Annotated in this window: 11 protein-coding genes; 9 read left to right on the forward strand and 2 right to left on the reverse strand. The window is 69.4% G+C overall.

Going from position 1 to position 11,172, the window contains the following annotated elements:
• The first annotated feature begins 51 nt into the window (after positions 1-51).
• Positions 52-663 (forward strand): hypothetical protein, encoded by a 612-nt coding sequence (locus ACFWIW_RS32085; protein WP_378371902.1) that lies wholly within the window; start codon positions 52-54, stop codon positions 661-663.
• A gap of 12 nt (positions 664-675) precedes the next feature.
• On the opposite strand, the gene ACFWIW_RS32090 is transcribed toward ACFWIW_RS32085, so the two are convergent.
• Positions 676-945 carry a DUF2631 domain-containing protein gene (locus ACFWIW_RS32090; protein ID WP_378371903.1) on the reverse strand — a complete coding sequence of 90 codons (270 nt, stop codon included), beginning with the start codon at positions 943-945 and terminating at the stop codon, positions 676-678.
• A 95-nt stretch (positions 946-1,040) separates the two neighbouring features.
• On the opposite strand from ACFWIW_RS32090, the gene dxr reads away from it, so the two are divergent.
• The 6 genes from dxr (at position 1,041) to map (ending at position 8,478) form a co-directional block, all read left to right on the forward strand.
• Positions 1,041-2,246: a 1-deoxy-D-xylulose-5-phosphate reductoisomerase gene (dxr, locus tag ACFWIW_RS32095; RefSeq protein ID WP_240594193.1), complete on the forward strand. Its 1,206-nt coding sequence runs from the start codon at positions 1,041-1,043 to the stop codon at positions 2,244-2,246.
• 3 nt (positions 2,247-2,249) lie between these two features.
• Positions 2,250-3,494 carry a M50 family metallopeptidase gene (locus ACFWIW_RS32100; RefSeq protein WP_378371904.1) on the forward strand — a complete coding sequence of 415 codons (1,245 nt, stop codon included), beginning with the start codon at positions 2,250-2,252 and terminating at the stop codon, positions 3,492-3,494.
• A 118-nt stretch (positions 3,495-3,612) separates the two neighbouring features.
• Positions 3,613-4,764 carry a flavodoxin-dependent (E)-4-hydroxy-3-methylbut-2-enyl-diphosphate synthase gene (ispG, locus tag ACFWIW_RS32105; protein ID WP_167373562.1) on the forward strand — a complete coding sequence of 384 codons (1,152 nt, stop codon included), beginning with the start codon at positions 3,613-3,615 and terminating at the stop codon, positions 4,762-4,764.
• A gap of 122 nt (positions 4,765-4,886) precedes the next feature.
• Positions 4,887-5,741, forward strand: coding sequence for a GNAT family N-acetyltransferase (locus ACFWIW_RS32110; RefSeq protein WP_038509958.1), 855 nt, complete (start codon positions 4,887-4,889; stop codon positions 5,739-5,741).
• Positions 5,742-5,791: 50 nt separating this feature from the next.
• Positions 5,792-7,597, forward strand: coding sequence for a penicillin-binding transpeptidase domain-containing protein (locus ACFWIW_RS32115; protein WP_378371905.1), 1,806 nt, complete (start codon positions 5,792-5,794; stop codon positions 7,595-7,597).
• A 23-nt stretch (positions 7,598-7,620) separates the two neighbouring features.
• Complete coding sequence (gene map, locus ACFWIW_RS32120) at positions 7,621-8,478, forward strand: type I methionyl aminopeptidase (protein WP_063270782.1); 858 nt, start codon at positions 7,621-7,623, stop codon at positions 8,476-8,478.
• A 59-nt stretch (positions 8,479-8,537) separates the two neighbouring features.
• On the opposite strand, the gene ACFWIW_RS32125 is transcribed toward map, so the two are convergent.
• Positions 8,538-9,227 (reverse strand): FadR/GntR family transcriptional regulator, encoded by a 690-nt coding sequence (locus ACFWIW_RS32125; RefSeq protein ID WP_378371906.1) that lies wholly within the window; start codon positions 9,225-9,227, stop codon positions 8,538-8,540.
• 48 nt (positions 9,228-9,275) lie between these two features.
• On the opposite strand from ACFWIW_RS32125, the gene ACFWIW_RS32130 reads away from it, so the two are divergent.
• Together ACFWIW_RS32130 and ACFWIW_RS32135 are read left to right on the forward strand one after the other, a co-directional pair.
• Positions 9,276-10,523, forward strand: a complete 1,248-nt coding sequence (locus ACFWIW_RS32130; protein ID WP_378371907.1) for a CynX/NimT family MFS transporter — start codon at positions 9,276-9,278, stop codon at positions 10,521-10,523.
• 55 nt (positions 10,524-10,578) lie between these two features.
• A complete protein-coding gene (locus tag ACFWIW_RS32135; protein ID WP_378371908.1) occupies positions 10,579-11,091 on the forward strand; it encodes a hypothetical protein in 513 nt (170 codons plus the stop codon).
• Positions 11,092-11,172 lie beyond the last annotated feature (81 nt).

Genomic DNA, 11,172 nt, shown 5'->3' on the forward strand with positions numbered 1-11,172 from the left:
CGTTAGAACACGAATCGCCACTCACGACCACCCGCACCGAACGGTCACCGCATGTTGAGCTCGCTTACCGCCGCGTACCTCGCCTTCTCCCTCGTCCTGCTCCCGCCCACCGAGATCCGGCCTGACCAGGTCGAACACGTCGCCCTGCCCTGCGTCCAGGCGGGCGCGTCGACCGACGACGGGGACGCCGCCAAAACCCTCAACCAGCAGCTCGCCACCAAGATGCGCGGCTACATGAACCCGTACAACACCTCGTGCGCCAGAGTGATCGTCGAGACCGTGCAGAGATCGGGGCTCAACGATCGCGCGGCGGCCATCGCGATCGCGACGGTGATCGTCGAGTCGAGTATCGCCAATCTCGACGGCGGCCTCGGTGACTCGGTCGGACTCTTCCAGCAGCGCGCGAGCTGGGGTTCCTTCGAACAGCGGACCGACCCGGTCTGGGCCACCGGCCGGTTCCTCGCCGTGATGCGGCAGTTCTTCCCGAACGACTCGTGGAACAACGTCGCGATCGGGGAAGTCGCCGCGGCGGTCCAGCGTCCGGCGGCCAAATACCGGCATCGCTACGGCGTCGAGGCCGACGACGCGGGCAAGATCGTCAACGAGCTGTGGGCCCAGAACGGCGAATGGCCCCTGCCCACGAAGGTGGACAGGGGCCATTGAGCCGTGAAGGAGCTACTTGCGCCAGGCGGTGCGCTGCTTCCGGATGTCGAGCACCAGCCCGAACATCATCAGCAGCGACAGGCCGATCAGCCACAGGTTCTCGGTCCAGCCGTGGTGGTTGCCGTACAGCATCACCAGCAGGATGATCGCGCTCAGCCAGCCCGCGACCCGCGTCGCCTTCGGGAAGGAACCGTGCCAGCCCCACTCGGCCGACGGCTCGTCGCGGGGGTCAACGGTGTCGACGCCCACCCGGCCGCGCTTTTCGACCGCTTTGCTCGCCACGATCAACTCCTCAAAACCCGATGGTTCGCTTGCCCGCGAATGATCCCACACCTGGCTGCACGCGCCCGACGGGCCCCAAGCGACAATGAGCCCCGATGACTACCTCGCGAAGTGTGCTCGTGCTCGGTTCGACCGGATCGGTCGGCGCCCAGGCCCTCGACGTCGCGGCCCGCAACCCGGAGCTGTTCCGGGTCGCCGGGATCGCCGCGGGCGGCTCCGACCCCGCCGCGCTGGCCGCGCAGGCCCTGGCGCACCAGGTCGACGCCGTCGCCATCAGCAGGCCGACGGCCGTGGAAGACCTGCAGCTCGCGCTGTACGCCGAGGCGCAGAAGCGCGGCTACTCCAGCGGCGACTTCAAGCTCCCGCGCATCTACGCCGGGGCCGACGCGGTCGTCGAGATGATCGACGCCACCCCCGTGGACGTCGTGCTCAACGCGCTTCCGGGCTCCCAGGGCCTCCCGCCGACCCTGCGCGCGCTCGCCACCGGCGCCACGCTCGCGCTGGCCAACAAGGAGTCGCTGATCGCGGGCGGGCCGCTCGTGCTGGCCGCGGCCAAGCCCGGCCAGCTCGTCCCGGTGGACTCCGAGCACTCCGCGATCGCGCAGGCCCTGCGCGCCGGCCGCGAGTCCGAGGTCGCCCGGCTGGTGCTCACCGCCTCGGGCGGCCCGTTCCGAGGACGCAAGCGCGAGGAGCTGGCCGACGTCACCGTCGAGCAGGCGATGGCGCATCCGACCTGGTCGATGGGGCCGCTCATCACGATCAACTCGTCCACCTTGGTCAACAAGGGGCTGGAGCTGATCGAGGCGAAGCTCCTGTTCGACATCGAGACCGACCGCATCGACGTGGTCGTCCACCCGCAGTCGATCATCCACTCGATGGTGACCTTCGTGGACGGTTCGACGATCGCCCAGGCCAGCCCGCCCGACATGCGGCTGCCGATCGCGCTGGCGCTGCACTGGCCGGACCGGGTGCCGGGCGCGGCGGCCGCGTGCGTCTGGGACAAGCCCGCGAGCTGGACTTTCGAGCCGCTGGACAACGACGCGTTCCCCGCCGTCGAGCTGGCGCGGCACGCCGGGACCGTGGGCGGCTGCATCCCGGCGGTCTACAACGCGGCGAACGAGGAGCTGGTGGCCGCCTTCCTGGCACAGAACACCGGCTTCACCTCGATTGTGGACACTATTGCCCAGGTGGTGGAAGCCGCCGACGAATGGCGTCGTGAACCTCGCGACGTTGATGACGTACTAGCTGCCGAGCGCTGGGCTCGCGCGCGTGCCGGTGCGCTGATCGGTAAGGGGAAGTAGCGCGTGCTCTGGTTCATTCTCGGGATCGTGCTGTTCGCGCTGGGGATCTGCCTGTCCGTCGCGCTGCACGAAGCCGGTCACATGTGGGCGGCCAAGGCCTTCGGCATGAAGGTCCGGCGCTACTTCATCGGCTTCGGGCCGACGATCTTCTCCTTCCGTCGCGGTGAGACCGAATACGGCGTGAAGTGGATCCCGCTCGGCGGGTTCTGCGACATCGCGGGCATGACCGCGCTCGACGAGGTCACCCCGGAGGAGTCGAAGCGCGCGATGTGGCGCTTCAAGACCTGGAAGCGCACCGTCGTCATGTCGGCGGGCTCGGCGATGCACTTCATCCTCGGTTTCATCATCCTCTACCTGATGGCCGTCACCATGGGCCTGCCGAACCCGGCCGCCCAGGCCGCTCCCACCGAGGCCGTGATCAGCGCCACGTCGTGCGCCCGTGCGGCCACCACGGTGGAGCAGCTGAACGACACCACCTGCCCGCCGAACGCCCCGACCCCCGCGAAGACCGCCGGTCTCCAGGCGGGCGACAAGGTCGTCTCCGTCGCGGGCAAGCCGATCAAGACCTGGCGCGAAATGCTCGCGGCCGTCCAGGTCGCCAACGGCCCGACGCCGTTCGTGGTCGAGCGGAACGGGCAGCGGCTGAACCTGACCGTCGACGTGCCGCGCGTGCAGCGGCTGGTCGCCGACGGTTCCAACAACACCACGGTCAAGGACGTCGGCATGATCGGCGCCTCGCCGATCCAGAACACCGCGCCGCCGCTGCTGACCTACGGCCCCGTCGACGCGATCGGCGGGACGCTCAGCTTCACCGGCACGATGTTCTCCGAGACCGCCAAGCGGCTGATCGAGTTCCCGTCGCGGATCCCCGCGGTGGTGGAGTCCATCTTCGGCGGCGAGCGCGACCCGAACACCCCGGTCAGCGTGGTCGGCGCCAGCCGGATCGGTGGCGAGGCCGCCGAGCGCGGCCTGTGGGAGATCTTCGTGCTCCTGCTGGCGAGCCTGAACTTCTTCATCGGCGTGTTCAACCTGCTGCCGCTGCTCCCGCTCGACGGCGGGCATATCGCGGTCGTCTGGTACGAGCGCGTCCGTGACTGGATCCGGAAGCTGCGCGGCAAGGCGGCGGGCGGACCGGTCGACTACACGAAGCTGTCCGCGGTCACGATGGTGCTCGTCTTCATCGGCGGCGCGGTGACTCTGCTCACCGTCACCGCCGACATCGTGAACCCGGTCAAGCTGTTCCAGTGACGGCCGACGGTGGCGACGGAGCGCGCTGTCAGCATCATTGGGCTGCCCAGGTAACGCTGCTCACCGTGACGGCTGACGTCGTGTATGTCCGCCGATCGGGGTAGGTACGCTTGAAGGCGTGACTGTCGCTCTTGGTATGCCAGCGCTTCCCCCTCCCGTCCTCTCCGAGCGTCGCAAGACCCGACAGCTGCAGGTCGGGCCGGTCGGCGTCGGCAGCGAGCACCCGATTTCGGTGCAGTCGATGACCACCACGCTCACTTCCGACGTCAACGCGACACTGCAGCAGATCGCCGAGCTGACCGCTGCGGGCTGTGACATCGTGCGCGTCGCGTGCCCGTCCGCGGACGACGCCGAAGCCCTGCCCGCGATCGCGAAGAAGTCGCAGATCCCGGTGATCGCCGACATCCACTTCCAGCCGAAGTACGTCTTCGCCGCGATCGAGGCGGGCTGCGCGGCCGTCCGGGTGAACCCGGGCAACATCCGCAAGTTCGACGACCAGGTCAAGGAGATCGCGCGGGCCGCGAAGGACCACGGCACCCCGATCCGGATCGGCGTCAACGCGGGTTCGCTGGACAAGCGGATCATGGACAAGTACGGCAAGGCGACCCCGGAGGCGCTGGCCGAGTCCGCGCTGTGGGAGGCGTCGCTGTTCGCCGAGCACGACTTCTACGACGTGAAGATCTCCGTGAAGCACAACGACCCGGTGGTCATGGTGCGCGCGTACGAGATCCTCGCCGAGCAGTGCGACTACCCGCTGCACCTCGGGGTCACCGAGGCGGGCCCGGCGTTCCAGGGCACCATCAAATCGGCCGTGGCCTTCGGCGCGCTGCTGCGCCAGGGCATCGGCGACACGATCCGGGTCTCGCTGTCGGCGCCGCCGGTGGAAGAGGTCAAGGTCGGGATCCAGATCCTGCAGTCGCTGAACCTCAAGGAGCGCAAGCTCGAGATCGTCTCCTGTCCTTCGTGCGGCCGTGCGCAGGTGGACGTCTACACGCTCGCCGAGCAGGTCACCGCCGGGCTCGAGGGCATGGAGGTCCCGCTGCGCGTCGCGGTCATGGGCTGCGTCGTCAACGGCCCCGGCGAAGCGCGTGAGGCCGACCTCGGCGTCGCTTCGGGTAACGGCAAGGGCCAGATCTTCGTCAAGGGCGAGGTCATCAAGACCGTCCCCGAACACGCGATCGTCGAGACCCTGATCGAAGAGGCCATGCGCATCGCCGAAGAGTCGGGCCAGACGATCGGCGAGGGCGAGCCCACCGTCACCGTCGGCTGACTGGTCGAGACCACGCCGGGACCGGACCTTTCCCGGCGTGGTGATCCCGACCTGCCGAAGTTCTCTCAGCGTGTCGTGAAGCTTGCGTTCCGTTTGCGCCGCTCATCTGGCACTCTGGAGTGGTGTTGCGGCTTGCAGGTGCACGGCTGCTCGATGATCGGGACTATCCCGCGGTCCGTGCCGCGCTCGCCACAGACCCGGTCGGCAGCTGCATGGTCAGTGCCAGGGTGGAGACCGCGGGTCTCGACCCCTGGCGGCTCGGCGGCGAGCTCTGGGCCGCCGATTCCCGCCCCGTGCGCGCGGGCAGGCTCCAGGGGTTGTGCTTCTCCGGGCCGAATCTGATCCCGTTGCGCGGCAACGCCTCCGCTTTGCGTTCCTTCGCCGATCGCGCCCTGCGCCGTCAGCGGAGCTGCTCGTCGCTCGTCGGCCCGGCCGAGCAGGTACTGGGCCTGTGGGACGAACTCGAGCCGGAATGGGGCCCCGCCAGGGAAGTCCGGCACGACCAGCCGTTGATGGCACTCGACGGGATTCCGTCCGTCGCCGCCGATCCGCTGGTCCGCGCGGTGCGCCCGGAGGAACTCGACCGGTACCTCCCGGCCGCGATCGCCATGTTCGTCGAGGAGGTCGGCGTCGACCCCCGCAACGGTGACGGTGGCGCCGGGTATCGCGCCCGCGTCGCGGAGCTGATCGCCGGCGGCCGGGCGTTCGCGCGGTTCGAGGACGGCGAGGTCGTCTTCAAGGCCGAGATCGGCGCGATGTCCTCCACGGTCGGCCAGATCCAAGGGGTCTGGGTGCATCCGGAACGCCGCGGCGGCGGGCTCGGCACCGCCGGGACGGCGTCCGTGGTGACCAGGCTCGTCCGCGGGATGGGCCGCACGGCCAGCCTGTACGTCAACGCCTACAACAGCCCGGCGCTCGCCGCCTATCGCAAGATCGGCTTCCAGCAGGTCGGGCAGTACGCGACGGTTCTGTTCTAGGCCGTGTCGCGTCCGGCCGGAACGGGCCGGGGCTGGCAGGATCTCCAAACATGCCTGCAGGTCGTCGTGTCGCCGTCGTCGTGCTCGCGGGGCTGGTGGGCCTCTCGGCCGCCGGGTGCGGGCTCTTCGCCGATTCGGGTCCCGAAGACGCCATCTCGGGTTTCCTCGGCGGGCTGACTTCCGGTGACGTCGCCGCCGCGGCGTCCTTCACCGATTCGCCGGACGCCGCGCGCGAGTCGCTGGAGATGGCGCGGAAGGCGCTTTCGCCCGAGTCGATCACCATCGTGGACAAGCAGGTCCGGCATTCGTCCGGTGCGGACAACGGGACGGCGACCTATCAGCTCACCTGGAACCTGCCGCGCGGCCGGGTCTGGACGTACAAGGCCGACGCGCAGGTCCATTCCACCCAGGACGGCTGGAAGGTGCGCTGGCTGCCCACCGCGCTCCATCCGCAGCTGGCCGCGCAGCAGAGCATCGCGCTGAAGGCGGATCCGCCGGATCTCGCGCCGGTACTGGACCGCGACGGGACGCCGTTGCTGCGCCCGCAGACGGTCGTCAGTGTCGTGCTCGACCCGGCGAAGGCGGGCGATCTGGTGGCCGTCACCGACAAACTTGGCGCGGCGCTCAACCGGTTCGAGCCGTCGGTGACCGGTCAGTCGATCCGCGACGGCGTGAAGACGCTCAAACCCGGCTCCGGCTATCCGGTGGTGAGCCTGCGGGCGAACAGCTACCAAGAGGTGAAGCCCCAGATCTACGACCTGCCCGGGGTCCGGTTCAGCCAGCAGGAAAGGCTGCTGCCGGACGACAAGAACTTCGGCAAGCAGGTGCTGCCCGCGGTCCGGTCGCTCGTCGAGGACCAGGTGGAGGGCTCGGCGGGCTGGCGCGTCGTCACGCTCGACACGGGCGGCGGCGAGATCACCGACCTGCACTCCGAGAATCCCAAACCGGCGCCCGCGGTCGTCAGCACGCTCAGCGTGAAGGCGCAGGGTTCGGCGGAACGGGCGCTCGCCCCGGTCCCGACGCCCTCCGCGCTGGTCGCGATCCAGCCGTCGACCGGCGAACTGCTGGCGGTGGCGCAGAACGCGCCTGCCGACCCGCAGGGCGCGATCGCGCTCACCGGCCGGTTCCCGCCGGGGTCCACGTTCAAGATGGCCACCGCCGTCGCGGCGTTGTCCGCGGGCACGGTGCGGGCGGACAGCCCCGTGGATTGCCCCGGCACGGCCACCTTCGAGAACCGGACGGTGCCGAACGAGGGCAAGTTCGCCCTCGGCGTCGTCCCGCTCTCCACGGCGTTCGCCAAGTCCTGCAACACGACGTTCGCGAAGCTCTCGACCGACCTGCCTCCCGCCGCGTTGACCGACGCCGCGCGCGATCTCGGCGTCGGCGCCGACTTCGTGATCCCGGGCCTGACGACGATCACCGGTTCGTCGCCGCCGGCGAACACCGTCGCGCAGCGGGCGGAGAACGGGTTCGGCCAGGGGACCGTCGTGGCGAGCCCGTTCGGCCTGGCGGTCGCCACCGCGACGGTCCAGTCGGGGAAGGTCCCGGTGCCGACGCTGGTGCGGGGGATGGCCACCACGTCGTCCGGGCTCGGCAAACCGATCAAACCGGAGGTGCTCGACGCGCTGCGCGGGATGATGCGCGAAGTCGTCACCGACGGCACGGCGACGCTGCTCAAACCCTTGCCGGACGTCCGGGGCAAGACGGGGACGGCCCAGTTCGGCGACGGCACGCATTCGCACGGCTGGTTCGTCGGCTACACCGGCGACCTGGCCTTCGCGGTGCTGACGACCGACGCGGGGACGTCCAGGCCCGCGGTCGAGGCCGCCCAGCGCTTCCTGACGGGGCTCGGTTAGCCGCCAGGTCGTAGGCTGGGCTCATGTCCGTTCGCTCCCCCTTGAAGCCCGGCGTCCAGACGCCGAGGCGAGTCGTCCCCGCCAGCATCGCCCGCCCCGAATACGTCGACCGGCCGGCGCCGAAACGCGACACGGGCAACGGGGTCCGCACGCCCGAGGTGATCGAAGCGATGCGGGTCGCGAGCCGGATCGCGGCGCAGGCGCTGGAGGAGGGCGGCAAGGCCGTCAAACCCGGCGCGACCACCGACGACATCGACAAGGTGATCCACGAGTTCCTGCTGGACAACCACGCGTACCCGTCGACGCTCGGCTACCGCGCGTTCCCGAAGTCGTGCTGCACCTCGCTCAACGAGGTGATCTGCCACGGCATCCCGGATTCGACGGTGATCGAGGACGGCGACATCTGCAATATCGACGTCACCGCGTTCATCGGCGGCGTCCACGGCGACACCAACGCGACGTTCCTGGCGGGTGACGTCTCGGAGGAGGCGCGGCTGCTGGTCGAGCGCACGCGCGAGGCGACGATGCGCGCCATCAAGGCCGTCCGTCCCGGCAGGCAGCTCAACGTCATCGGCCGTGTCATCGAGTCCTACGCGAAGCGGTTCGGCTACGGCGTCGTGCGGGACTTCACCGGCCACGGTGTCGGGCCGGCGTTCCACACCGCGCCGACCGTCCTGCACTACGAGGAGCCGTCCGTCGAGACGGTGATCGAGCAGGGCATGACCTTCACGATCGAGCCGATGATCACCCTCGGCACCATCGACTACGACATCTGGGCCGACGACTGGACCGTCACCACCAAGGACAAGAAGTGGACGGCCCAGTTCGAGCACACGCTCGTGGTGACCGAGGACGGCGCCGAGATCCTCACCCTGCCGTAAACGCCTCGTGAGTGGTAAGGACGGTTAGAACCGTCCTTACCACTCACGAGGTTGTGGGGTCAGTTCTCGTCCTGGTCCACCCTGGCCAGGAGTTCGTCCAGGAAACCGCACGCCTCGCTGGCGGCCCGGTCGGCGTCGCGGTCGGCGATGGCCTCGGCGAGGCCTTCGTGCCCTATCTCCGGCAGATACTCGCGCCCCGGCGTCACGTTCGACGTGGCGGCCACGCTGGCCGTGATCACCTCGGTGAGCCCGCGGTACATCTCGGTCAGCAGGGTGTTGTGTCCACTTTGGACGACGGCGAAGTGGAATTCCGCGTCGAGGCGGGCGAAGTCCTCCCAATGGCCCTCGCGCAGCTCGGCGTTGCGGCGTTCGAGCAGGGAACGCAGCTCGACGACTTCCTCCTCGGTCCGCGACACGGCCGCGAGCCGGGCGCCTTCGACCTCTAGGATGCGCCGCACCTGCAGCACCTCGCGCAGTTCGGAACCGCACAGCCGCCGGATGGCGCCCGACACCTCGCTCGTCGCCCGCACGTAGGTCCCGTCGCCCTGGCGGACCTCGAGCAGCCCCGTGTGCGCGAGGGCGCGAACGGCCTCGCGGACGGTGTTGCGCCCGACGCCGAGCTGCCCGGCCAGCTCCGGTTCCGTCGGAATCCGCTGACCGATGGGCCATTCTCCCTGCGTGACGGCGTCACGCAGCTGCTCGATGACCTGATCGACCAGGCCGGCACGGCGCGTGGTGGCCAATGGCACAGCGTTGTCCCTTCATCCAATCATCCTATGTATGTGATACTAGCCGACGTGCGTGTCGACTCTCGAGAATCCGTGGCCCCGTTCGACGAAAGCCTTGAACTCGAAGGCTCGATCGAAACGGAGTGGCGGCCGGGAGTGATCACCGGCGGCGTGCTGCTCGGTGTCGCGGTGATCCTGGTGGCACTGAACCTGCGGCCCGCGATCACCAGCGTCGGCCCCATGCTCGGCGAAATGCGCGACGACCTCGGCGCCACGGCGACCTGGGCCGGCGTGCTCACCACGCTCCCCGGCCTCTGTTTCGCCGCCGCCGGACTCGCCGCGCCGCTGCTGGCCCGCCGGTTCGGCATCGGCGCGGCCATCGCGTCCGCGCTTTCGGTGCTGGCCGTCGGCCTGGTGCTGCGCGTGATCGACGGACCGTACGTCGTGCTCGGGGGAACCCTGGTCGCCACGGCGGGAATCGCCTTGGCGAACGTACTGATCCCGGTCGTCATCAAGGACTCCTTCCCGGCACGTGTCGGCATGATGACCGGCGTGTACACCGCCGCTCTGCAGGGCGGGGGCGCCCTGGGGTCCGCGCTCACCCCTCCCTTGGAGAACGCGTTCGGCGGCTGGCGCCAAGGTCTCGGCGCCTGGTCGGTACTGGCGGTGCTCGCACTCCTCGTCTGGATTCTCGCAGCCCGCGGTGCGGGACGTGCGCCCGTTGCCGAGGCAGGCAAGCAGGGTAGCGGGCGATCGCTCCTGCGTAGCCCCCTTGCGTGGATGGTCACGCTTTTCTTCGGCACTCAGGCCTTTTTGGCCTACGTCGTGATGGGCTGGCTGCCGGAGGTGATGATCGACGCGGGGGTGAGCAAGGGCGATTCCGGGCTGCTGCTCGGGCTGATCTCGCTCATCGCCGTCCCGATCAGTCTCGTGGTGGCGCCGATGGCCGCCCGGCACAAGAGCCAGAGCCCGTGGATCGTCGGGCTGGGCGTTCCCGGCTTCGTCGGCATGGTCGGCATGATGGTCGCGCCCGCCGCTTCGCCGCTGCTCTGGTGCCTTCTCATCGGGCTCGGGATGAGCGTCTTCTCGCTCGCGCTGACGGTGATCGCGCTGCGGGCCCGCACCGGCGAGGACACCGCGCGGCTGTCGGGGATGGCGCAGGGTATCGGCTACCTGATGGCGGCCGTCGGGCCGTTCCTCTTCGGGCTGCTTCACGACCTCACCCACGGCTGGACCGTGCCCTGGATCATGATGCTCGCGGTCTTCGCCGCGCAGATGACCTTCGGTGCCTTCGCCGGTCGTCGCCGGTTCGTCTGAACGCGTTCAAAAAACTTCTTGACCCGTCCCGGGGCGGAGCCATAGCCTGAGTGAGTTGAACCTGTTCAAAAACTCGGTCCTGGGGGTCGGCGTGGTGGAAGGACTGGCGTACGGCTCGGCTCTGGCGTGTTTCGCCGCGGTGTGTGTCGCCGTGGTGCCGGAGCGGGCCCTCGCGGTGCTCTCGCCGCACGAGTTCTACCGCGCCGCCGACCGGGTGTGCGTGCGGGTGTGGAAGGACAGCGGCGCCGAGATCCAGCGCTACTGGCCGGATCCGGAGGGGGACGCCGCGACGGAGCTGCGCAAGTGGCAGCACTACGTCGCGGTGAAGGTGGACGACGCCAAGGACGTCCTCAAGGGGGCGACGGGGGTCCGTGCGGTGCCGGGAGGGGCGGCATCGGCGCGGGAGGAGTTCTTGGCGGCGATCCGCCGGTACATCGAGGCTGCCGAGCGGTTTTCCGGGGATGGGGCCCGCTCGGCCGCCTTGATGGGCGCCTCGGACACCGAGAGGAACGCGGTGAGCGCGCTCGCGGCGCGGAACGGGGCCCGCGCCTGCGCCCGCGTCGTCTGACGCACGCATTCAGTCCTCTAAATGCGGCGGTGGCAGGTTGCGGCGGGGTTGGTGAAGCCCAGATTAAACAAGAAAAAGTGG

It is taken from the genome of Amycolatopsis sp. NPDC058340 (genome assembly GCF_042723975.1).
Lineage (GTDB): Bacteria > Actinomycetota > Actinomycetes > Mycobacteriales > Pseudonocardiaceae > Amycolatopsis.